This is a genomic window from Lacticaseibacillus salsurivasis, assembly GCF_036246225.1.
GTDB lineage: Bacteria > Bacillota > Bacilli > Lactobacillales > Lactobacillaceae > Lacticaseibacillus > Lacticaseibacillus salsurivasis.
This window is the reverse complement of the sequence record NZ_BTTP01000007.1, coordinates 38349-61197: the sequence shown is the minus strand read 5'-3', so window position 1 is coordinate 61197 and position 22849 is coordinate 38349. Positions and strand designations below refer to the sequence as shown.

Annotated in this window: 19 protein-coding genes and 1 other annotated feature (1 of these 20 running past the window's edge); of the genes, 2 read left to right on the top strand and 17 right to left on the bottom strand. The window is 53.5% G+C overall.

Translation table 11 applies throughout. The features are described from left to right. Positions 1-24 (bottom strand) — a binding site (T-box leader) (it extends 210 nt beyond the left edge of the window). Between the two features lie 173 nt (positions 25-197). Next, positions 198-281: a type I toxin-antitoxin system Fst family toxin gene (locus AAA927_RS06870; RefSeq protein WP_225422724.1), complete on the top strand. Its 84-nt coding sequence runs from the start codon at positions 198-200 to the stop codon at positions 279-281. A 188-nt stretch (positions 282-469) separates the two neighbouring features. On the opposite strand, the gene AAA927_RS06865 is transcribed toward AAA927_RS06870, so the two are convergent. From AAA927_RS06865 to AAA927_RS06805, 13 genes are all read right to left on the bottom strand, one after another. Then, the gene (locus AAA927_RS06865) at positions 470-3571 is read right to left on the bottom strand and encodes an alpha-mannosidase (RefSeq protein ID WP_338216931.1); all 3102 of its coding nucleotides are present in this window, start codon (positions 3569-3571) and stop codon (positions 470-472) included. A 262-nt stretch (positions 3572-3833) separates the two neighbouring features. Then, the gene (locus AAA927_RS06860) at positions 3834-4487 is read right to left on the bottom strand and encodes an amino acid ABC transporter permease (RefSeq protein WP_338216929.1); all 654 of its coding nucleotides are present in this window, start codon (positions 4485-4487) and stop codon (positions 3834-3836) included. A 15-nt stretch (positions 4488-4502) separates the two neighbouring features. Beyond that, a complete protein-coding gene (locus AAA927_RS06855) occupies positions 4503-5147 on the bottom strand; it encodes an amino acid ABC transporter permease (RefSeq protein ID WP_125580037.1) in 645 nt (214 codons plus the stop codon). Beyond that, positions 5147-5971 (bottom strand): transporter substrate-binding domain-containing protein, encoded by an 825-nt coding sequence (locus AAA927_RS06850; RefSeq protein ID WP_338216927.1) that lies wholly within the window; start codon positions 5969-5971, stop codon positions 5147-5149. Before AAA927_RS06850 ends, AAA927_RS06855 begins: the two co-directional genes overlap by 1 nt. Positions 5972-5982: 11 nt before the next feature. Next, positions 5983-6720 carry an amino acid ABC transporter ATP-binding protein gene (locus AAA927_RS06845; protein ID WP_125580040.1) on the bottom strand — a complete coding sequence of 246 codons (738 nt, stop codon included), beginning with the start codon at positions 6718-6720 and terminating at the stop codon, positions 5983-5985. A 290-nt stretch (positions 6721-7010) separates the two neighbouring features. Continuing rightward, positions 7011-7844: a DUF6681 family protein gene (locus tag AAA927_RS06840; protein WP_338216924.1), complete on the bottom strand. Its 834-nt coding sequence runs from the start codon at positions 7842-7844 to the stop codon at positions 7011-7013. 15 nt (positions 7845-7859) lie between these two features. Beyond that, on the bottom strand, positions 7860-8291 hold the full coding sequence (locus tag AAA927_RS06835) for a hypothetical protein (RefSeq protein WP_338216923.1): 432 nt from the start codon (positions 8289-8291) through the stop codon (positions 7860-7862). A 115-nt stretch (positions 8292-8406) separates the two neighbouring features. Beyond that, positions 8407-8844, bottom strand: a complete 438-nt coding sequence (locus AAA927_RS06830) for a Fur family transcriptional regulator (RefSeq protein ID WP_338216922.1) — start codon at positions 8842-8844, stop codon at positions 8407-8409. A gap of 255 nt (positions 8845-9099) precedes the next feature. Further along, positions 9100-9681, bottom strand: a complete 582-nt coding sequence (locus tag AAA927_RS06825; protein ID WP_338216921.1) for a guanylate kinase — start codon at positions 9679-9681, stop codon at positions 9100-9102. A gap of 118 nt (positions 9682-9799) precedes the next feature. Then, positions 9800-10978 (bottom strand): C40 family peptidase, encoded by a 1179-nt coding sequence (locus tag AAA927_RS06820; protein WP_338216920.1) that lies wholly within the window; start codon positions 10976-10978, stop codon positions 9800-9802. 334 nt (positions 10979-11312) lie between these two features. Continuing rightward, the gene (locus AAA927_RS06815) at positions 11313-11672 is read right to left on the bottom strand and encodes a hypothetical protein (protein ID WP_204119476.1); all 360 of its coding nucleotides are present in this window, start codon (positions 11670-11672) and stop codon (positions 11313-11315) included. 87 nt (positions 11673-11759) lie between these two features. Further along, complete coding sequence (tyrS, locus tag AAA927_RS06810; protein WP_338216918.1) at positions 11760-13022, bottom strand: tyrosine--tRNA ligase; 1263 nt, start codon at positions 13020-13022, stop codon at positions 11760-11762. 302 nt (positions 13023-13324) lie between these two features. After that, positions 13325-13657 (bottom strand): ArsR/SmtB family transcription factor, encoded by a 333-nt coding sequence (locus AAA927_RS06805; RefSeq protein ID WP_225422720.1) that lies wholly within the window; start codon positions 13655-13657, stop codon positions 13325-13327. Positions 13658-13835: 178 nt separating this feature from the next. Here AAA927_RS06805 and AAA927_RS06800 point away from each other — a divergent pair, with 178 nt between their 5' ends. Then, entirely contained in the window at positions 13836-14771 is a 936-nt protein-coding gene (locus AAA927_RS06800; RefSeq protein WP_338216916.1) for an FAD:protein FMN transferase, read from the top strand. 71 nt (positions 14772-14842) lie between these two features. On the opposite strand, the gene AAA927_RS06795 is transcribed toward AAA927_RS06800, so the two are convergent. The 4 genes from AAA927_RS06795 to glgB form a co-directional block, all read right to left on the bottom strand. Continuing rightward, complete coding sequence (locus tag AAA927_RS06795; RefSeq protein ID WP_435891514.1) at positions 14843-16609, bottom strand: glycoside hydrolase family 13 protein; 1767 nt, start codon at positions 16607-16609, stop codon at positions 14843-14845. A 6-nt stretch (positions 16610-16615) separates the two neighbouring features. Beyond that, positions 16616-18985 (bottom strand): glycogen/starch/alpha-glucan phosphorylase, encoded by a 2370-nt coding sequence (locus AAA927_RS06790; RefSeq protein WP_338217000.1) that lies wholly within the window; start codon positions 18983-18985, stop codon positions 16616-16618. 86 nt (positions 18986-19071) lie between these two features. After that, entirely contained in the window at positions 19072-20508 is a 1437-nt protein-coding gene (gene glgA / locus AAA927_RS06785) for a glycogen synthase GlgA (RefSeq protein ID WP_338216912.1), read from the bottom strand. 13 nt (positions 20509-20521) lie between these two features. Next, positions 20522-22375, bottom strand: a complete 1854-nt coding sequence (gene glgB, locus AAA927_RS06780) for a 1,4-alpha-glucan branching protein GlgB (RefSeq protein WP_338216998.1) — start codon at positions 22373-22375, stop codon at positions 20522-20524. Between the last annotated feature and the right edge of the window lie 474 nt (positions 22376-22849).

Genomic DNA, 22849 nt, shown 5'->3' with positions numbered 1-22849 from the left:
TACTCTGCTACTCTTCGTCTTTGTTGAGAGTTAGCATAAATGAAATTTCAGTGAGTGTCAACCTCAAATTTTAACAATAATCTGAATTACCCTACAAACGACTTCACCAGCACTGGGCAGTTTGCTCGCCAGTTCATCACTTTCATGGGATACTATCGTCGGCAACCGGCCTCGTAAGGAGGTGTGTTGTATTGAAGATGCTATTTGTGGCAATCATTGCCCCAGCGGTGGTGGGGATAGTAACCGAACTATTCGCCGACTGGTTAGCTCGACGACGATGATCGCCCCGGTTTTCGCTAATCCACACGCTCACATATAAGCGAAAAAAAAAGCCATTACTCGCCGAATGAGTGATGGCTCTTGTGTTGCATTGAATTGCTATTTGTACAGAGAGTATACCATGTTCTTCTAGAAAAAGCATGCCCACTTGCCTATCCGAGGCACTTGTTTTGAATTGACATCCGGTCAGCTAGCGCTTAAACGCCAAAGTCACAATCTGATAAGGATGCAGGTCAACTGACACGGCTCCGTCAGCATTGGCGGTTAGGTCACCCACTGGGCTTTCGTCCAGCCGCACCTCTTGTGCCTGAGTATAAGCAAAGTTCGGCGTCACGCTGACGGTCGTTGCCGCGCCAGAAAAATCATGCAGGCGGATGATTACCGCATCCCCGGCTTCGCTTTGCTTGATGGCATCCACGCCGGCGGTCGTGCTGGCCACCGTGAACAACGCGGGTAGGCTCGCGGCGACGCCTGGCAGCACCACCGCCGGGTCATTCAGCGCCGCAGCGGCTTCAACCACACCACCCGCCAGGTAGTCGCCTGCGTGCGGCAGCAAGCTGTAGGTGAAGTTATGCTGGCCTTGATCGGCGTCAGGATCCGGATAAACTCCGGCTTTGATCAAGGACAAGCTCAGCCCGGCCGCCGTGGCCGCGTAGCCGTATTTGCAATCATTGAGTAGCGCCACCCCATAGTCGCGCTGGCTCATATCGGCCCACTGGTGGCCAACGACTTCGAATTTGGCTTGTTCCCACGAGGTGTTACGGGCAATTGGCCGCGTCATATTGCCATACTGGATGTCGTAGCGGGCGACATCGGTCATAACATTGAGGTCAAAATTGGTCCGCAGTAAGAGCTCATGTTCGTGCCACTGAGCGCTGGTGACAAAATCGAGCCGCCGAGAATCCAACGGAACTTTCAGCGTTTGGCTCACCGTCGAATGATGGAAGCTGTAATGCATCACAACTTCATAGCCGGCTTCGTCGGCGGTGACGGTGATTTGGTCCGCCGCCAGCTCCTGTGACTTGGTCGGATAGTCGGCGTCAATATTCCAGTTATCAAACGCCGTTGGCCGATCCTCATACACTCGCAGCACGTTGCCCAAGCCGTCTGGCGTTAGGACCTCCCGCTGATGGTCACGATCGAACAGCCGCGTCAGTTGACCCTTAGCATTCCAGGCCAGCTCGTAATGCGGCGTGGTCAGGCGATCCACTGCCAGGGTCTGCTGGTGCAGCGTGTGCTTCACTGGGACAAAATGCACCTTGCGACTGCTAAAAGGCGCAATCGCCACTTGCGGCAGCCGCCAACCTTGGCCTTCCCGCAAGGCAGCGATTTGGTTACCACTGTTATCTTCGAAAATGCCGGCTTCAGGCTGGTCAATATACACCGTGGGATGGGTCAATTGCGTAGGATTAAACAAGGTGTACTGATCCGCCTTGCCAGCTGGCATTCGATCGGCAATAATGTTGGCCACCAGCTGCCTGGCTTCAGCGTACAAGGCATTGGCATCTTCATAGACTTCACCAATCGCCGAGCCGGGCAAGACATCATGGAATTGATTACGGAGTAGAATTTCCCAGATGCGGTCAAAAGCCGCCTTCGGATAAGCAATGCCCTGCTGCACCCAAGCTGTGGTGGCAATGATTTCAGCCCGCCGCACGGCCAGCTCAAGTTTGCGGTTTTGCCGCTTCATCGCCGCCTGCGACGTGTAAGTGCCGCGGTGGTATTCCAGGTAGAGCTCGCCATTCCATTCCGGATAGGCGGAATGGTTAGCGGTAAAAGTCTGCTGCAAATCGCTGAAGAAGTCAGCCACAGTTTTATTTTGAATGTGCGGCATGCCAGGTAGCCGATCGATCACCTGGATATTTTCAATCATTTCCTTGGTGGGCCCGCCGCCGCCATCGCCGAAGCCATAGGGCATCAGCAGCACATTGGTCAGATCTTTATCCTGGTAGGCGCGGTACGAGTCCATAATCACATGTGGGGAAATTTCGCCATTGTAGGTGTACTTCCACTCTTTCGGCTTGGTGTAATCGTAAGTCCGCTCGGTGGTGGTAATAAATTCGGTCAAAACGCGGCTGCCATCGAGGCCGGTCCACATGAACACGTCATGCGGCATCCGGTTGGTATCGTTCCAGGAGATTTTGGTGGTGGCAAACCGATCGATGCCAAAGCCCTGCATAATTTGCGGTAAGGCATAGGAATACCCGAAGACATCTGGCAACCATAGCACCGTCTGGCGGTTATGGAACTTCGCTTCGAAATACCGCGTGCCGTACAAGAACTGGCGGGTCAGCGCTTCGCCAGAAGGCAAGTTGGTATCAGGCTCCACCCAGGTCCCGCCATCTGGCTCCCAGCGGCCTTCTTTGGCGCGCCGCTGAATGGCTTTAAACATCGCCGGATCATCTTGTTCGATAAACTTGTGGACCTGCGGCGTGGAGTAGAAGAACTTGAATTTAGGGTAACGGTCCATCAAGCGTAGAGCCGTGGCAAACGACCGGCGCGCCTTTTCCCGGGTATGGCGATACCGCCACAGCCACGCAACATCAATGTGGGTTTGGCCAATTGCGTCGATGTTAAAGGCCAGCTTGCTGCCGTGATGCGCGGAGATGAAGGTTTCGATCAAAGCCATCACCTGCCCGCAAGCCTCATCCAACGCGGTGGGTGTTAAGGTCGCCCAGAAAAAGTAACTGAAGGCCTGCTTCACTAGACGCTGATAGTCATAACGCAGCGGATCATCGGTATGTAATTCCGGAATGAGATTCACGATGTTGGCCAGATAGCGGTAGGCCTGCCGCGCCAACCGATGTTCCGGGCCGAACGCTGATTGGTTGAAGACAAAGTGCTGGGTCTTTTTTGGCCCGCCGCCTTCCAAGCCACTCCACATCAGCAGCTGACAGACCACCTGTTGCCCGGCGTATTCGGAGCCGAAGAAGATTTCCTCATGGTAGCTATCCACCGCCTGGCGCACTTGACCGTTCACATACAGCAGCCCTTCAAAGCCCGAATTGTTGCCATCCCCAGTGCGCCCGACATCCAGTTTCGCCACCGTGGCTTCACTAGCCGCGGGTACCGGCACGGTAAACCGGAGCCAGTTGTAATCGTCCCGGCCGGACCAGTGGTCACCCAGCTGAACAGCCTGCCACTGCGCCTCTGCTGGCGGCAAAGTGCGGTGATCCGCCCTGGTTTCATGCCACAAGGCCAAATCAGAGAGATTCTGAAAGTCCGCGTACAACGCCTGATTGAGCAAGCGCAACTGCTGATTGATCTTACGTTGATCAAATTCTGCTGTCATTGTTTTCTCCTTGAATTCTTAAATTACGCCCAGTATAGCGCAGAACTTTTGGTAGCAACACATTGACATAGCAAGAATTTCGGGATTCAAAAAGCCACTGAGCAAACATGAGAAACAAGTTGGCACGCAACTATTCCAGAACAGTACGAGCCAAAATGCAACGCCCTAGCCAGATAAGCCAAGCGGCCTGCAAAACCTAAATTCAGGTTTTACAGGCCGCTTGGCTTATCCTCTGGGCTAAAACCGCATTTGTCTCAGCCTCTTAATTCAATCGATGGTCAATAATCCGCGACCCGACTGATAACGCGTAGTTCACGATGAAGTACAGCACGGCCAACGCCACGAACATCGGAATGGTGTAATTGACGTTCTGGCCATAGATGATTTGCGCATGCTGGGTGAGTTCTGGCAGCAAGATAATCGTTGCCAAGCTGGTATCCTTCACCAGCGAAATGAACTGTGACACCAGCGGCGGAATCATTTTTTTGAAGGCCTGTGGCAAAATGATTTGAATCATCGCCTGCGAGTAGCTCATGCCATTACTGCGGGCTGCTTCCATTTGGCCCACCGGCACGGCGCCGATTCCGGAGCGAATAATCTCGGCCAGCATCGCGGATTCGAACACTGTCATCGCCACGATTGAGGCCGGAATCACCGACAAGCGTAGCCCGATATTCGGCAAGGCAAAGTAGGTGAAGAACAGCAAGAGCAGCAGCGGCAGATTGCGAATCAAGTCGATGACGAAACCGACAATCGCGCTAAAGTATTTGATTTTCACGTAGCGCGCAATCCCTAGCAAGGTGCCAATCAAGAAACTGAAGAAAATCGACACCACGGACACTTCTATCGTGACCCATAACCCACGCAATAGGTAGCTCAGGTTGACGGCTGAATAAGCGTTAATAAAATTCTGCATCCTGACTCCCCCTTCCTAGGCTGTGTGCCAACGTTTTTCCAGATACCGCATCGCATACGACATCGGCATCGTGATCACCAGGTACAGCACCCCAACAGCCAAATAAGTATCAAACGTGTTGAAGGTGGCATTGGCAATCAGCTTCCCTTGATACATCAGGTCAAAGCCAGCGACAAACGCCAGCACAGAGGAATTCTTAACCAGGTTGATAAACTGGTTGCCAAGCGGCGGAATCACCAGTTTAATCGCCTGGGGGAACACCACATGCGTCATCGCCTGCATGTAAGACAAGCCGTTGCTACGCGCGCCTTCCATTTGGCCATTCGGCACCGACTGAATGCCGGCGCGCACGGTCTCAGCGATAAAGGCGCTGGTGTAAATCGTCAGGCCAATGGTACCGGCAGTGAAGCCGTCCATTTGCATAATGAACTGCGGCACAATCACATAAAAGGCCATGGCAATGACCAGCAGCGGAATGTTGCGAATGAATTCCACATAGGCTTTGCCAATCACCCGCACCCATTTGTGCAGGGAGATTTCCATCAAGGCAAAAGCCGTACCGATAATCAAGCTGGCAATCAAGGCAATCACACTGGCCATTAAGGTGTAGCCAAGGCCAGACAGGAGGGCGTCCCAGTTGCTGAACATAATCTTGAACATTAGCCCACCTCCTTAATATCAAAACCTGGCACATCGCCAAACCATTTGTTGATCAGTTTTTCGTAAGTGCCATTTTGCCGCAAGGTCTTCAGGGCCTTGTTCATGGCGTTGGTCAAATTGGTTTGGCCCTTGTTCATGGCAATCCCATATGGCTCTTTGGTGAAGGAGCCGCCCACGACGACATAGCGAGGATCTTGTTGCGACATCCCATACAAAATGCCGTTATCGGTGGTCAGAGCGTCGCCTTGATGCGACTTCAGGGCGGTGAAGGCCTGGGCATAGTCCGAAAGCTGCAGCACCTTCGTGGCTGGCGCGACTTTGCGAATGTTATCCACAGAGTTGGATCCTTGCACCCCAATCACCTTGGTCCCCGCGGTCAAATCCTTCACCGACTGGATTTTGCTATCCTTGGGCACCAGGAGCGACTGGCCAGCGTTGAAGTAGGAATCCGAGAAGTTCAACACTTTTTGCCGCTCCGGCGTGATGGTCATCGTGCCAATCACGGCATCCACGTTGCCACCTTTGAGCATCGGCACTCGGGTATCAGAAGTAATTTGCACCAACTCCGCCTTCCCCTTGCTGCCTAAAATTTGCTTGGTGAGCGCCTTGGCCATATCAACTTCAAAGCCTTTGATCGACCCAGTTTTCACATCCATCAACCCAAACAGCCGGGTGTCGGCTTTGACGCCCCAAACCAGGGTGTCGGCCTTTTTGGCGCGGGCCAAGGCGTCTTGATCCGCCAAGGGTTTCCCACAACCTGCTGCCACCAAGATTAAGAGCCCTGCGGCGAGCAGGACGCTCATGCGTTTGAAAAGTTTTTTCATGCGCGCCCCTCCTAGTGATTCAAAATCTTACTGATGAATTCCTGGGCCCGTGGTTCCTTAGGATGATCGAAGAAGCCCTTCACATCGGTGGCATCTTCCAAGATTTGGCCATCTGCCATGAAGACAATGCGATCGCCCACGCGCTTAGCAAAGCCCATTTCGTGGGTCACCACAACCATGGTCATGCCTTGCTTGGCGATTTTCTGCATGACATCCAGCACATCACCAATCATTTCCGGATCCAGCGCGGAGGTCGGTTCATCAAACAAAATCGCCCGCGGCTTCATGGCCAAGGAGCGTGCAATTGCGACCCGCTGCTTTTGCCCGCCAGACAGCGCGGCTGGGAACTTCGGCGCCTGATCGGCCAAGCCAACCATGTCTAGCAGGGCCATCGCTTCTTTTTCCGCCTGCGCCTTGTCGGCTTTGAGCACCAGGGTCGGCCCAAGGGTGATGTTTTCTAACACCGTTTTATTGGCATACAAATTAAAATGCTGGAACACCATGCCGACATTTTTGCGAATCTTGTTCATGTCGGTTTTGCGGTCGGCTAAGTCATAGTCGTTGACGATCAATTGCCCGGAAGTAATCAACTCAAGGCCGTTAATGGTCCGCAGTAAGGTACTTTTCCCAGAGCCGGACGGGCCGATGATGGTGACCACTTCCCCGCGATCGATCGTTAAATTAATATCCTTTAACGCGTGGAACTTGCCGTAGTACTTCTCGACGTCATGAAATTCGATCATTGACATCTGGATTCCCCCTTTTGCGCAATTAAGGCACTGCACAGACAATGCTTGTTTCCAGCATACGCCGGTCCAAGGCCGATTGGCAAGAAATAAGCCTTTTCGGTGGGGCTTGGTTCACCCCATGACCGGTTTGGTTCACCTTGGTTAATCATCTGTTTAATTGCCTTTAATTGCCACTATCGTATTTAGATTAAACACATCTGTCTGTGTGGTTCGGACAAATCAGCATAAAAAAACGCCAACTCTATCAGTTTTAATAAATAATACTACCGATAGCGTGAGCGTTTTGCAAATCAATTTTGTTGCCCTGTCACATCCGGGCGCGGTGAATAGGCAATTTGAACCACAATTTCATAGGGGTGAATTTCCTTTAACAAGCCGTGCCGGCCTGGCCGCTGGTGCTCGCCGCCTTGCAAGAAGACGTGCCCAGCGGCGAGCTGATAATCCTTCAGCGCCGCCTTGACGGGCATCAATCCAACCTGAGTCACATCCCCTAACGAGACTGCGTTCAAGGCGTTAAGACCACCCAGCACCTGCACCTGATCGCCTTGAATGTCCAAGCGGTAATAAGGCAATTCCACGGGGCCGCCCATTGCCGACACCGGCTTGTGCGTCTTTTGGGCGACCCGCTGAATGGCATGAGCATCCAGGCCTTGATAATTCGTCGTGATGGTCCCAGCCGTGGTCAACAGTTGGATCAAATTTGCGAGATTTTCCTGCTGCTTCGGCGTGGTGGTGAGGACGGTGGGCAGTAGCTCTTGCTGGGCAAAGACCCCACTGGCCGCGCCAATCTGGTGGCCCTTGGTCAAAGCCGCTTCCGCCGCTTTCATGCGTTCGGGATTGCCGCCCAGCCGTTTTTCAATCAACGGTGAAATGTCCAGCTTGGTCGTTTTGTTGGTGAAATAATACAGCACATTCAAGGCGATAAAATACAGCAACACGAAGAACAGGAGCAAAAACAGGACGCCTTGGATCCGATAACCAGCATAACGCAGCGAGCGAATGGCCAAGTACAGGACATATAAATTGGCCACGCCGGCCACCACGGTGAAGGCCTTGCCTTTCGCTTTATCTTGAATGTTGAAATAGCCTAAAAACCGGTTGAGTAAATCCAATGCTGTCAGCATGGCTTAGCCTCCTTCCTACTCTTGATTGTTGTTGTCCGCTGTACTGGAGGAACTGCTGGTGCTGGCACTGGACGAGGACGAGCCAGAAGCGCCGCTAGACTGCGTATTGTCACTGCCAATGGAGCCACTGCTGGCCTTGGAGCTGTCAGCACTACTCTCATCTCGACTGGAGCTGGAGGCCTCTGGTTGGCTACTGGAACTAGCCTCAGGCGTGCTAGAAGTGCTGGCGTCACTGGCACTAGAAGCCGGTTCACTACTGCTGCTGGAGCTACTGGATTTGTCGGCTTTACTTTGATTGATACTGGAGATCAGTGCACTTTGCGAGGCCTCAGATTTGGGGGTACTCGTCGGGTTGACGGTATTGTTGACCCAGTTATACCCGCTGACTAACACAATGATGGAAACAATAGCCGCTGGCGATAACAGCGGCGGCGTCCGATAAGCCATAAGCGCCCTCCTTTTCAAACTAATTATCTCGATTGTAACCTAAATCTGGCCAGACACGCCTTAAGAAAAGGCAAAAACGCCATGATGGCCAGCTCCTTGCTGGCCATCACCGCGTTTAGTTGTTCGCTGCTTGTTTTTGCGCGCAGTCAGCACACAGGCCATAGAGCTCGAAGTTGTGGCTTGCGATTTTGGCGCCAGGCAGTTGATTTTCGAAATAGTCTAATGGACACATTTTCAATTCTTGCACCCGATGACAATTTGTACAGATGAAGTGGTGATGATGTGGATGCTGGAAATCGCACTGCAACTTCACGATGGCCTGTTCGTTTTGGACATCGCTTTCCAAAATGCCGAGCTTCTCGAACTCCTTCACGTTGCGATAGATGGTGTCATGCGAAAGCCCAGGATACTGCTGGCGCATGTATTTGTCCAGCGTGGTGACTGGCACAAACTGCTCAGACGCCGCCAAATAAGCGACCAAATCCCGCCGCTGCTTAGTGACCCGCATCCCGCTTTGCTTCATCTTATCAATAGCGATTGTTGTCTGTGACATCATAGCCCTCCGCCGTTAATCAGAACAATTACGATTAGTCAATACAGTCTAGCATAGGCAGGAAAGAAGTTCAATGAGGCTGCGGAGCCGAGCGCACTTAGGGGGACACATAGCCTAGCGTAAGGCATTACCGGCGCTTTTTGCCGGTGAGGCCTTATGCGTAGCTATGTGCGCCCCCGTTGCTCGGCGGAGCGCAACTACAAAGGCTGCGAAGTGAGACCGAGCTTTGCCCGACAGGTAGCCTAGCTCGCGCCCTTATCGTCCCTGCTCAGCCTCCTGCTTCACCTGCAACTGCTGGAAGAACCGATCAATCGCCCGCTTCGCCTCTGGCCACTTATCATTGGTGACCACGGTGGCCACGCCAGCCAGCGCTGGCGGCAGCGTCAAATCGCGACGATACTCATCGCTTTGCAGGCGCTGCGTAATCATCGCCGGTTCGTCCCCGCGGTTCAGCAAGCGCTGCTTCAACACATGCGGTTGCTCCAGGGTAAGAAACAGGACTGCAGGCTTCGGATCAAGTTGCTGCACATAGCTGATAGCGCCGGCGGTATCAAGCACGATGCTGGCGTAATCTGACTGGGCAAAGGCCCGGTCCAACGCTTCATACGAACTTCCGTAACTATAGCCCGCATAGGTGACGTGCTCGATGTAATGATTTTGAGCAAAACTGGTCGGCGTTTCAAAATAATAGTCCACGCCATCCGCCTCGCCAGCACGCATCGGCCGCGTGGTATGCGTAATGACCCGCGCCACCTGGTAATGCGTGTGTAAATATGTGCTGACGGTAGTTTTCCCGGTCCCGCTGGCTCCGGTGATAACAATCAGTTGATGTGCCATGAGTACCCTCCTAGTTCCTTCTATTGTAACAGAAAGCTAGCGGAAAAATTGGGCAACAAAAAACCCGCACACGGCGGGTTTTCTTCATTGTGAGTGTTTATTTGTGAGTTGCTAATTATTAGAGGCGACGAGCGTATGCTGGGCTCCAACCGGATAAGGACGCGGTGTGGACAACATCGCCAGGCTTTGGTGCGTGGACGTACTGACCACCGCCGATATAGATTGCAACGTGGTATGCTGGTGAACCCCAGAAGAGCAAATCGCCAGGCTGCAGGCTGGAAAGTGAAACCGAGTGGCCAAGGCTGGATTGGGCAGCGGCATTGTGTGGTAAGCTACCAAGACCGGAAAGCCGAGCAGCTAACATCACTAAGCCGGAGCAGTCAAGCCCAGAAGCACTAGCACCGCCCCAAACATACGGCGTACCAACGAAACTCAAGGCTTTCTGAACAAAGGCGCTCTTGCTCCCGTTGCCATAGCTAACAGTTGACTGCATCCCGGTGCTAGAATTACTTGAAGCTTTAGCACTGGTCTTGACCGGCGTCGCTGCAGCAGTCGTGGTTTGGGTCTGGGCTACCAGAGCCGCAGCGGCCGCAGCCGTTGCCTTGTTCACATTGCTCTGTAACGTGGTCAGCTGAGCCTTGTTGTCATTAATCTGCTTGGTCAATGAATCAGCATCCTTGGTAGCTTGGTCCTTCAGGCTAGTGAGCTGGGTCATATCGTTATCAAGCTTGGTCTTGGTGGCAACCAATTCCGTTTTCTTGGTTTCTTGAGCTGACTTCAAGGAAACTTGTTTTGCTTCTGCTTCCTTAACCGCGTCCAAGGCGTTTTGGCTGGCTTCGTTCAACTTGTTAATGGTGAAGCTCCGAGAAACTAGATCGGAAAAGCTCTTGGCGTTCAGCAAAAAGTCAAAGTAAACATTCCCTGTGGCTGACTCGCCAACTTCTTTTTGCAACGAGACCAATTGCTTCTTCAGTACACTCTTGCGGCTCTTAACTTCGACTTCAGCCTTAACAATCTGAGCTTGGTAGCTATCAATTTTAGCCTGTGTGGTCGTAATGTTGGCTTTGGCTGTGTCGATTTCAACAGTCTTGTCACTAATCTGGTTGTTGATCTTCATGACATTGTCTTGCGCCGTCTGTAACTTGGCCAACAATGCATTCGTGCTACTTTGATTTTTGGTAACAGCGCTCTTAGCGTCGCTGACGTCATCAGCTGATACATTAGCTGCGGTACTAAATGCCCCCGACCCGATCAATGTCGCCGCGGCGACGATGGTTAATGTCTTTGCAAACTTCATTCAACACTCACTCCTCAATGAATTAACTGTAGATGAGTGTATCAGCTGAACATTACAGCACTGTTACAGTACCGTTAACAAACTAAGTCGCTAAGGACACGGAATGTTGCATTATGACAAATGAAACATCGCCCCATTATTCCGGCTATGTACAAATACAGTTTTGCAAGTACAAACGTGTGGAGCGGTGGGATTCCCAGTCCGTTACTATTTCACAAAGATTGGCTAAAATAACAACCCGTAAAAACCGAACTTTACCAAAATATGAGCAAATAAATGCAAGATAACGAAAACGAGCCGCCAACGCGACTCGTTTAAAGTAGAACTGTTACAATTAACGGCCTGATTTGCCTTTTTTAACCGGGACAACTTCCAAATGCATCTGAAATTTCTCAGTCGCATCCATCACCGCAATGGCAAAATGATCATCCGCGAACCAGCTGACGGTTAACGTTTCGCCGGTGGCATCATCCAAGCCGTGCATGTCGATGGGTTGTTTGAGGGCAAAAGCCAAAACCTGCTCAGACAGTTCATGGAGGTCAGGCAACGTGCTAGCTGCCAGCTCCGCGTTCAGCAGCTTCAGCGCCTCTTTCCCTGCTTCTTCGTAACTTAATAACGGCTGTGTATCTAAGCCAGCGTAGAAAACCGCCAACGACTGCGCTTGATAAGTCGCTCCGACCACTGTGTAAGCCATAGGCATGCCCTCCTTAACGATTACATCAAGTATAGCATCCTGCCTGCACACCGCGCCGCTGAATTCACCTGGTGTCGCCGAAAAAAGTTAGCCGGCAATCTTGACCAAGAAGTACTTTTTCTTCCCCCGCCGGACAATGACAAATTGCCCGTCAAAGTGGCTGCTGGGATCGATGACCGCATCCAAATCGCGCACCTTCGTCCCATTAACAGTAATGGCGCCGTTTTGCACGTCTTCTCGCGCTTGCCGGCGAGAAGCTTCGATGCCAGTGGTGTCCACCAGCCAGGTCACGATGTTCTCGCTGGCGGCGGGCGCATTTTTGGTTGGGAACTGTTTGAAGCCTTGGGTGATTTCTTCGGCCGTCAAATCCTGCACATCGCCAGAGAACAACGCCGCAGAAATGGCCTCAGCCTGGTCAACGGCCTTTTGCCCGTGCACGAACTTGGTCACTTCTTGGGCGAGGCGGCGCTGGGCTTCCCGCTTTTCCGGATGGGTCTTGGTGGCTTCAACCAGGTCGGCAATTTCTCCCTTATCCAAGAAGGTGAAGAACTTCAAGAACTTTTCCACATCCGCATCATCTTGGTTAAACCAGAACTGGTAGAACTCGTAAGGACTGGTCTTTTCCGGATCCAACCACACAGCGCCGCCAGCGGATTTGCCAAACTTAGTGCCGTCAGACTTCAGCATCAGCGGGTTGGTCAAGCCATAAACCTTAGCATCGGCGCCTTCAGTCTTGTGAATCAAATCGATGCCGGCGGTAATGTTACCCCATTGATCAGCGCCGCCGAGCTGGACTTGCACATCTTCTGTCTTGTACAGTTCCAAGAAGTCGATGGATTGCAAAATCTGGTAGGTAAATTCGGTGTAGGAAATCCCGTTTTCCAGGCGGCTCGCCACGACTTCCTTATTCAGCATTTGGTTAACCGGGAACAGCTTGCCGTAGTCACGCAGAAAGTCCAGCATCGACAGCTTGGACAACCAGGTGTAGTTATCCACAATGCGGAAGTTATCGGTGCCGAATAACCGCTCCATTTGGGCTGTGAGTTTCTTTTTGTTTTCATTGATGGTGGCCATCGTCTGCAGCACCCGTTCGGAGTTGCGGCCAGAGGGATCACCGATTGAGCCAGTGCCGCCGCCAATCAAGATGACCGGTTTGTGCCCCATGAGCTGGAACCGTTTGAGCATCATGAAAGGAATCAGGTGCCCAACATGTAGCGAATCCCCGGTTGGATCCGTGCCAACATAAATACCGACATGTTTTTCCGAAGTCAGCTTCCGCAAGCCTTCCTCATCGGTTAATTGATTCAGCGCCCCGCGCCATGCTAATTCATCCAAGATATTTTCTGCCATGATATCCTCCTGTTTTATGACCAAAAAAAGTCCCTGCTTGCATTTGCAAACAGGGACGAAAAGTTTCCGCGGTACCACCCACATTATGGCCAAGGCCATCACTCTTGATGGGTAACGGCCATCAGCCAAGACCACAAAGGTAGGTGTAATTCGCTAACCAGAGAAGATCGACTCGCACCGGCCGCCGACTCGCTGAGGCATCCCCTGATCTGCTACTGAAACTACTGGTCAAATATTGCTCTCAGTATCCCATGCGCAAGGGTAAAAGTCAATCGCTGCGCGGTTCAGCAAGGCGGTGTGGCCTAATTGGCAGCACGTTTCTCCAGCAGCGTCGTCAGCCGTTCCAGCCGCGCGATGGTGTCATCCAGCGTCAGGTAATAATAGACAATATTGCCGACCTGGCGACTATTAACCATGCCCAGCTCATGCAATTGCTTCAGGTGATGCGACGTTGCCGGCTGCGACAAGTCAATCATTCGGGCCAGATCATTGACCTTCATGCCATGAACCGTCGGATTTTGCCCGAGGATCATCAGCAATTTTTGCCGACTGGCATTAGCAAGGGCAGCGAGATGCCCACTATCTTGGTTCAATTCTTTCAAAGCGGCCGTTTGGACCGGGGACAAATCGTTCACGCTAATCCCCTCCTCGTTATGAATATAATCACTATAGCGTTTATAATAACTCAATTTAAAACCGGGCGAACATTAAATTAAGGATAATTTTCTTTGCCTTTGTTTATGAAAACGGTTACGCTTGAATTGATGACTTACCACGTACTGACGGGCAAATTCGTCCGAGGAGGAACGACAAATGACAACTTCAATTGAGTTCGACGGGCTGGGCGCTAAAAACACCCTCACCATCTATGAAGGCGGCGAAACTGGCACCTTTGATAAGAGCATTGCCTTAGTTTCTGCTTATGCCAAACTGCTTTCGTTTTACGATGAGCACTCGCTGCTGACCCAAATCAACCAACAGGCCGGGATTGCCCCAGTGCACATTCCCGTGCGACCAATTTTCAATCTTATTGCGCGGGCTGTGGCTTGGAGCAAACGTGGTCTGGGTTACAATGCTTTGATTGGGCCGTTAGTTGGGTTATGGCATATCGGCTTTGATGATGCCAGCGTGCCTAGTAGTGATCGCATCAAAGAGCGACTTGCTTTGACCGATCCAGATAAAGTGATTTTGGACTCGGAAGCCCAAACTGTTTTTCTCAGTAAACCTGGCATGTCCCTGGATCTCGGCGGGATTGCCAAAGGCTTTATCATTGATGAAATGGGTAAGCTCTGGCAGCAGCGCGGCGTCACCGGCGGCCTAATCGATTTGGCTGGCAACCAACTGCTGTTCGGCAACAGCGAACAAGGCGTGCCGCTGTGGCAGGTGCCAATCACGGACCCCCGCGAACCTGGCAATCCGCCAATTGCCACCTTAACCACCGGTCCAAAAGCCGTCGTTACCACCGGGATTTATTTCCGCCACTTTGACCGCCGCGGCCATGTTTACCACCACCTGCTTGATCCACAAACCGGCAGTCCAGTTGATTCCGACATGGCCAGCATCACTGTCGTCGCTGACTCCGCAGAAAAAGCCGACGTGCTTTCTTCCGTGGGCTTTTACGCCGGCATTCCGGCTGGCTTTGATGTGATTGAGGATGAAGCCGCGGAAGCGATTTTCATCACCAAGGCCACCCAAATCACCCAAACCAGTGGCCTACGGGAAACCTTGATGCCCACCATGGGCCACTAACCTCAGTTAAACTTAAGCGCGCTGCGTCAACTTTGCTGGTTGATGCGGCGCGCTTTTGCGTAGCAGCCAAACTAAGATTTAAGGGTGAAGGTTTGTAGCACCTGATTATGCGCTTGGATTAAGGCAGTGGGCAGCAGTCCTTGCACGGCTGGCGGCAGCCCTGTTGCCGGCGCTGGTGGGCTAAACAAAAGCGCCTCATTGGTGGGATTAAAGTAGGCCACCACCACCTGCGCAACATTTTTCCGCACAATGACCAATCCCGCCCCAATGGCAAAGGTCCAAAACGCAGCGGCACCATGCAGCGCCGGCAATTGCCGCCAGCGCGTCGCTTCGTCATATAAGGCCTTGGTGGCGGCGTCTTCATGCCCCCAGGGATAGTATTTACGATTTTGCGGATCGCGGCCGCCGGTCAGTCCCGCCTCATCCCCGTAGTAGATGACACGGTTGCCCGGCAGCACCGTCCACAACAACACTGCTTGGCGCAACTGAGCGGCCTCTGGCAACAACGTTTTGAGTCGCTGCGTATCATGCGTTCCCAAGCTGGTGAAATTATAGGCGAACACTGCCGGTGGGTAATTCGCCTGCAGCGTCAGCAGGCGCTGAGCCACCGCAGCGGCAGGCATTTGGCCGGCCGCAAATTGCACCATCAGCTCACGTTGCGGATAATTCATCACGGCCTGCAGTGACTCACCCAGCAGGTAGGGTTTGCGCTGGCCATAAGCCACCTTGTTGGAGGCATCCTCCCACACCTCACCAATCAGCACTCGGTCCGGATACTGATCCAGCAACTGACGAATTTGCGCCACAAAGGCGGTATCGAGCTCGTCCACCACATCCAGCCGCCAGCCGTCCACCCCCAGGCCGGTCCAATAACCGATGACTGAATCCGGTCCACCAGCGATAAAGTCGTGGAACGACCGGCTGGTTTTATTGATGGCCGGCAGATCCGCCACGCCCCACCAACTGGCATAATCGTCGGGATAATGCTTAAAAGTGAACCAATCATAGTAAGGACTCGTTGGCGATTGTGCGGCGCCGACGGTAGGATAGTGACCCAACGCGTTAAAGTAGCGCGAATCTCGGCCCACATGATTGAACACCCCATCCAAAATCAGGCGCATGCCGCGCTGATGCAGACCTGCCACTAAGGCCTTGAACGCTGACAGGTCGCCTAACATCGGGTCGATGTGGAAATAATCCGCCGTGTCATAGCGATGATTGCTGGCGGCTTCAAAAATCGGGCTTAAATATAGCGCCGTGTAACCCTGCTGCTGCAACCAATCGAGCTTAGCGGTGATGCCGGCCAGATTGCCGCCGTAAAAATCCCATCGCACTACTTCGCCAGCGGCATCTTTGACGTAATACGGATCATCAGTGAGCTGACCATACAAAAAACTATTGGCTTTCGGCGCCAGCACCCGACCATCCGGGATGCCGTTATTGAAGCGGTCGACGAAGATGTGGTAAATTTGCGCATCCTGATACCAGGTGGGCATAGCGTCAAAACTGGCAGCCACGGTTAGTTGATAGGGCTGCACCTGCGAAAGCTCTGCCACCACCTGGGCGGGTCCACCGAGCCCGGCCGTGTTGGCACTCAGAAAACGACCATCACCCAAGGCGAAAGCATAAAACCACAAGCCAGGCGTCGAAGGCGTCACCGTGATCGTAAAGCCCCCCGCCACCTGCGTCATGGCGATGGTGGCATAATCCGCGCCATCTTTGGCCAGCAGCAGACTCGCCGTCGCTTGATCCTCGCCATGCAAGGTCAACGTCACGGCAGTATTCACCCTGATAGCGGTGCTGGGTGTCCGATCGTGAAAGGAATCGTATTCCATCACCTTCACCTAGCTTTCAATCGGCTGGCTGGGCAGCACCTGCCAGATATCGCGGCCATAGCGTTCAACGGTAAAATCGGCCGAGAATTGGCCACTGGCAGCAATGTTAGCCAGTGCCAGCTTGGCCCAGGCCTTGGGCTGCGCCCACAGTTGATCCAGCTTGCGACTGGCAGCCACATAACTGGCAAAATCCGCCAACACAAAATAGCTATCATTGTAGTCCAACAATTCAGTGCGAATCATCCGCCCCTCGGATTCAACCCCCGGAATCGAACCATCCGTCAGCATATCCACAATGCGATGCAGCGTCGGATCCGCTTCATACTGGGCGGCCGCCCGGTACGATTGGTTTTGCTGCGCAAAGGCCACCTGCTCACTGGTTAAGCCAAAAGTGGCCATCGCCCGTTCGCCGGCCGCTTGGCGGATTTCGATATTGGCCCCATCAAGCGTCGCCAGCGTAATCGCACCGGTGGCCATCAGCTTCATGTTCGAGGTACCCGAAGCTTCGGTGCCAGCCAGCGAGATTTGCTCCGAAATGTCCGCTGCCGGCACAATTTGTTCGGCTAGGGTGACCCCGTAATTTGGTAAAAAGGCCACTTGCAAGCTTTGGTTGACGGCGGAATCATGATTCACCATGTCCGCCACGGCGTTCATCAGTTTGATCACCGCTTTGGCGTATTGATAACTTGGAGCCGCTTTAGCCCCAAACACATGGACCCGCGGCGGCCGCTTTTCCCCTTTTTTCAGGGCTAAGTATGCTTCCAAAATCCCAAACACATGGAGCAGCTGCCGCTTGTACGCATGCAGGCGTTTGATTTGGACGTCGAACATCGCCTCTGGATTGACTTTGAGCCCCAGTTGATGCTCAATCACCTGCGCCAACCGCTGTTTATTCGCCAACTTGGCGGCATTCAGGGCCATCAAAAACTCATCGTTATTTTCATACTGGCTGAGCCGGCGCAGCAACATGGGATCGCGCCGCCAAGGTTGGCCGATTTTGGTATCGATCAATTGCGCCAGCGGCTCATCGGCTAACTGCACCCACCGCCGGGGCGTGATGCCATTGGTCTGGTTGCTGAAGCGCTCGGGAAAAATCGTGTATAAGTCTTTGAGCACCCGGGTTTTCAGTAGCTGACTATGCAGTTTGGCCACGCCGTTGACGGCATGGCTACCAATGACTGCCAGATAAGCCATCCGCAGCTGGCCATCCCCCAACGGTGCCACGCGATTGACCAGCAAGTCCCCGTACTGCTGGTGGTAACGAGCGCGGAAGCGGCGGTCGATTTCACCGGCGATCTGATACAGCCGCGGCAGAAGCCCGGCAAACATCGACTCTGGCCAAGTTTCCAAGGCCTCAGCCATCAGGGTGTGGTTGGTGTAGCTCAGCGTGGCCACGGTCAGCCGCCATGCCTCGTCCCAATCGAGCTCCTCTTCGTCGAGCAAAATGCGCATCAACTCCAGCACCGCCATGGCGGGATGGGTGTCGTTGATGTGAATCGCCACGAATTTCGGCAACAGGTTCAGTTCCTGATGGAATCGCTTAAAATGCGTCATAATGCTTTGAATGCCTGCCGACACGAAGAAATACTCCTGCCGCAGCCGCAATTCGCGCCCGGCGCTGTCAGAGTCATCAGGATAAAGAATTTGGGTAATGGCATCCACCCGCGCTTTATCGGCCAAATTATGGGCCCGACCAGGCACGCTTTCCGCTTGCCACAGCCGCATCGTGTTCACTACGCCGGTGCGATAGCCAACCATCGGCGTGTCATAAGGCACCGCCAGCACATCATCGGTGTTGTGATAAATGGCCTGCAAGCTGCCATTAGCCCGCGGTCTGAGCTCGACTTGGCCGCCGTATTTAATAATCACAGCGCGATTTTCTTTGCGGGTTTCCCACATATTCGGCTCGCGCAACCAGTCATCTGGCAGCTCCACTTGGTAGCCATCAACGAAACGCTGCTGAAACAGGCCATATTGGTAACGAATCCCATTGCCGTTACCTGCCATCCCCACCGAAGCCATGCTGTCCAAAAACGCACTCGCCAGCCGGCCCAAACCGCCATTGCCGAGCCCGGGATCCACTTCTGCCGCATAAATGGCGGCCGGGTCTAAACCGAGCTCGCGCAGCCCGGCCTCCACCGTGTCCTTGATGCCAAGGTTCAGCAGATTGGAGGCCATGAGGCGCCCCGGCATGAATTCAATGGAAAAATAATACACTTGCTTGGTTTGCTTCGCGTCTGCCTGTGCCTTGGTAGCGGCCCACTGTTTGCCGTAATAGCCTTTGATCGTGACCGCCACGGCTTGATATTGTTGCTGCGTGGACAGATGCGTGAGTTCATCCGCAAACAAACCCAGTGCATTGTCGTGAAGGCTCCGCATAAATGCCTTTGTCGTGAGCAAAAAAATCCCTCCTTACCTCGCCAGTCTGACTACCCGCCGCAGTGTTGCCACTGATTCCTTGGCGTTTAGCCTTGCAACCGCTGATAACCGGCCAAATATTGCTTAGCGGCTTTGGGCCAAGCAAAATCTGCCGCCATGGCTTGCTGCTGCAACTGCTGATACGCTGCCGGCTCAGCCCGGTACACCTGGGCGGCCCGCACCAGCGTATCAATCAAAACTTGCGGCGTGAAATCGTAATACGAAAACCCAGTGCCGGCGCCGGTCGTAGCGTCATACGGGGTCACCGAATCACGCAGACCGCCGGTTTCATGCACAACGGGCAAGGTGCCGTAACGCATAGCCATCATCTGGGCCAGCCCGCTGGGTTCAAAGGCGCTTGGCATCACGAAAAAGTCAGCCCCGGCATAAATTTGCTGGGCTAAAGCTTCATCAAACTTGACTAAACTAGCCACCTTGCCGGCAAACCGATCGCGCAAGGTATTAAAACCCACTTCTAGCTCGGAATCGCCGGTGCCAAGCATCACCACTTGAATGTCCTCGCCTGGTAGCAGCACATTCAGCGCCGTCAACAACTGATCCATACCTTTTTGCCGGGTCAGCCGCGACACAATACCAAATAACGGCACTTTACGTTGGGGCAAGCCCACACTGCGCTGCAAAGCGCGCTTATCCTTGGCTTTGCCGCTTAAATCACTGGCCGTGTAATGCGCAGGCAGATGTTTGTCCGTGGCTGGATCATAAAGCTGAGTATCGATCCCGTTCAAGATTCCAACCAATTTACCTGCCTGCTTGCGCAAAGTACCATCGAGATGTTCGCCAAACTGCGGGGTTTGAATTTCCCGGGCATAGCTGGGGCTCACCGTCGATACCAAATCAGCGAAGTTAATGCCGCCTTTAAGGAAATTCACGGCCCCATTTTGCGCATACCCATCATCGTGAAAGAACTGACGGCCAATGCCAAACACATCGGTGAGTACTGCCGGTGGGAACCAGCCTTGAAATTGCAGGTTATGAATGGTCAGCTGAGTTTTAATGCCTTGATAAGGCGTAATCCAACTGTATTTGTCCTTTAGCAGCACCGGAATGAACGCGGTGTGCCAGTCATTGAGATGCAAGACGTCAGGAATAAAGTCGATGACCTGTAGCATCTCGATAATCGCCATTTGGAAAAAGCCAAACCGCCCGCCATCATCCCAGTACCCATACAGCCCTTCGCGCCCAAAGAATTCCTCATTGTCGATGAAATAATACGGCACCGTGCCTAATTGGAGCTGCTTGATGCCCACATACTTCTGCTCGCCGCCAACCATGACGGTAAACTGGGCGACGTCTGACACTTGCGCGCGATATTGCGCGGGAAATAATTGCCCGTAGTATGGCAATACCACCCGAATATCGACCCCCGCCTGGCGCAAGGTCTTGGGCAGCGCATAGGCGACATCACCGAGCCCGCCGGTTTTATAAAACGGAACGCCTTCCGCTGCTGCAAATAAGACTTTCATTGTTACTGCCTCCTTACCGCTGCTCAATCAGCAGCGCGCCCATTGCTGGCAGAACCACTTCCACGCTATCAGGTTGATCACCCGCCGGCACCCCGCGCGTGCGCAGTGTTCGCTGCAGCCGCCGCCAGGTACCGCCAAAATGATAGCTCTCTGTATTCAGCACCACGGTATAGGTCCCACTGCGCGGCACCGGCACGATGAAATGTTGCCGTTCTTCTGGCATCAGATTCAGCGCCACCACGATGAAGTCTTGCCCTTTGCCCCGCCGAATGTAGCTCAGGTACTGATTGCTATCCCCAATGGTAATCTGAATACCCGCCGGCGAATGGTCGCGGGCCCAAAGACTTGGCGTGCGCCGATACAGTTTGTTGAGCGTTGCGGTGAATTGTTGCATCGCCGCGTTCAGCGGATCGGCCAAATCGCGCCATTCCAGCTGACTCCAATCCCGCCACTCCAAGAATTGCCCCCATTCGCTACCCATGAACAGCAACTTTTTGCCGGGAAAAGTCATCTGCCACACCATCATCGTCCGCAAGTTCGCAAACTGGTTATACCGGTCGCCAGGCATTTTGTGCATCAGCGACTTTTTGCCGTGCACCACCTCATCATGGGAAAACGGCAAGATGAACTGTTCGTTGTGCATATACACCCAGGAAAATGTCAGCAGATCCGGATGCGCCAGCCGCACGCTGGGATCGAGGCTGAAGTAGCGCAGCGTGTCGTTCATCCAGCCCATGTTCCATTTGTAGTTAAAGCCCAGCCCGCCAGCATCAACTGGCGCCGACACTTGCGGAAAGTCAGAGCTTTCCTCGGCAATCATCAACACATCAGGATGGGCGGCAAACACTTCCGTATTGAGCCGCCGCAAAAACGCAATACCTTCCAGGTTCTCGCGGCCGCCAGTTTGATTGCGATCGTGCTCTTTGCCTGCGTCGTAATCCATGTACAGCATGTTGGACACCGCGTCCACCCGCAGACCGTCGAGATGATAGACTTGCAGCCAAAACATCGCACTGGAAATCAAGAAACTCTGCACCTGGGTTTTGCCGAGGTCAAAATTCCAGGTGCCCCACCGCACGTTATCCGCGCGATGCGGGTCTTGATACTCAAAAGTCGGCGTCCCGTCAAACTGGGCCAAGGTATCGGTGTTACGAATGAAGTGTCCTGGCACCCAATCCATAATCACCCCCAGTCCCAACCGGTGCGCCGCATCAACAAACGCTTGAAACTCCGCTGGCGCTCCAAACCGGCTAGTCGGCGCATAGTAGCCCATTAATTGATAACCCCAGCTGGCATCAAGCAAATGTTCCATCAGCGGCATTAATTCGATGTGGGTGTACCCCATTTTCTTCACATAGGGCAAGACTTCATCGATTGCTTCTAAGTAAGTCAGGTAACTGCCGTCGTCATGGCGTTTGAACGAGCCTAAGTGCAGCTCGTAAATATTCAGCGGCTGGTCATAGGCCCGGCTTTGCTGGCGGTGCGCGAGCCACTTGCGATCGCGCCACTCGAAATCCAGCTCCGCCACTAACCGAGCGGCCGTGCCGGGTTTGCGCTCGAACGCAAAGGCAAACGGGTCGATTTTCTCTACCGTTTCGCCGCTACCAGTGGTGATTTGCACCTTGTAGAGCTGGCCCACTGCCGCGTCAAACGTGCCCTGCCACACCCCAGTTTCCTCAACCGCGGTCAGCGGCAGCGGCGTCCATGCTGAAAAATCCCCGACAATGGCCACCGCTTGCGCATTGGGCGCCCATACCACAAACCGCCATTGCCCTGGCGCGACTTGATGCGCCCCAAACCGGTGATACGCCTGCGTATCCTCCCCGCGATTGAACAGATACAGCCACGACAAAAGCTCCTCCACCATTGCCATCCCCTCGCTTTCTGTTAGCGTTTCCACTGGGAGTATAGCACGCGTTTGCGTTTTTCCCTCGCAATAAGCCTCGCTCCTGTGCCACGCAAAAAGGCCTACCACTTTGGCTGTGATAGGCCTAAACTGCCACGGGAAAGGGTGGCGTGGCGCCGGGACAGGGTGGTCCTGCTGCGGGGGCCGGCTGGAGCCAAACAGCGGTCTCCAGCCTCAACTTTGAGCCGACCATCGCGCTGGCGCGCTCCGTGTCGGCTCAAAGTTGCCCCCATTCACCACAGGAGCAGCCTGCAAAGGGCGCAGTCTCCTCGTGTGGTGAATGTTTCGCTGCTAGACCACCCCGTCCCTCTGCCGCACCACTATGCCCCGCTTGATAACAGTAACGAGCATGTGTTAATGCGTTGCGCGCAGACACCACTAAAAGCTGCTTCAGATCAATCATCAAAAGTTTCTGACTCGCTAACCCGGTTTCGC

Coding starts and splice junctions, on each gene's coding strand:
- glgB (WP_338216998.1), bottom strand. CDS start 22,375: ATGGTGGAGGAGCTTTTGTCGTGGCTGTATCTGTTCAATCGCGGGGAG.
- AAA927_RS06835 (WP_338216923.1), bottom strand. CDS start 8,291: ATGGCTTATCGGACGCCGCCGCTGTTATCGCCAGCGGCTATTGTTTCC.
- AAA927_RS06815 (WP_204119476.1), bottom strand. CDS start 11,672: ATGGCTTACACAGTGGTCGGAGCGACTTATCAAGCGCAGTCGTTGGCG.
- AAA927_RS06855 (WP_125580037.1), bottom strand. CDS start 5,147: ATGTTCAAGATTATGTTCAGCAACTGGGACGCCCTCCTGTCTGGCCTT.
- AAA927_RS06790 (WP_338217000.1), bottom strand. CDS start 18,985: ATGCGGAGCCTTCACGACAATGCACTGGGTTTGTTTGCGGATGAACTC.
- AAA927_RS06870 (WP_225422724.1), top strand. CDS start 198: ATGCTATTTGTGGCAATCATTGCCCCAGCGGTGGTGGGGATAGTAACC.
- AAA927_RS06830 (WP_338216922.1), bottom strand. CDS start 8,844: ATGTCACAGACAACAATCGCTATTGATAAGATGAAGCAAAGCGGGATG.
- AAA927_RS06850 (WP_338216927.1), bottom strand. CDS start 5,971: ATGAAAAAACTTTTCAAACGCATGAGCGTCCTGCTCGCCGCAGGGCTC.
- AAA927_RS06800 (WP_338216916.1), top strand. CDS start 13,836: ATGACAACTTCAATTGAGTTCGACGGGCTGGGCGCTAAAAACACCCTC.
- AAA927_RS06845 (WP_125580040.1), bottom strand. CDS start 6,720: ATGTCAATGATCGAATTTCATGACGTCGAGAAGTACTACGGCAAGTTC.
- glgA (WP_338216912.1), bottom strand. CDS start 20,508: ATGAAAGTCTTATTTGCAGCAGCGGAAGGCGTTCCGTTTTATAAAACC.
- AAA927_RS06825 (WP_338216921.1), bottom strand. CDS start 9,681: ATGGCACATCAACTGATTGTTATCACCGGAGCCAGCGGGACCGGGAAA.
- AAA927_RS06865 (WP_338216931.1), bottom strand. CDS start 3,571: ATGACAGCAGAATTTGATCAACGTAAGATCAATCAGCAGTTGCGCTTG.
- tyrS (WP_338216918.1), bottom strand. CDS start 13,022: ATGGCAGAAAATATCTTGGATGAATTAGCATGGCGCGGGGCGCTGAAT.
- AAA927_RS06840 (WP_338216924.1), bottom strand. CDS start 7,844: ATGCTGACAGCATTGGATTTACTCAACCGGTTTTTAGGCTATTTCAAC.
- AAA927_RS06820 (WP_338216920.1), bottom strand. CDS start 10,978: ATGAAGTTTGCAAAGACATTAACCATCGTCGCCGCGGCGACATTGATC.
- AAA927_RS06860 (WP_338216929.1), bottom strand. CDS start 4,487: ATGCAGAATTTTATTAACGCTTATTCAGCCGTCAACCTGAGCTACCTA.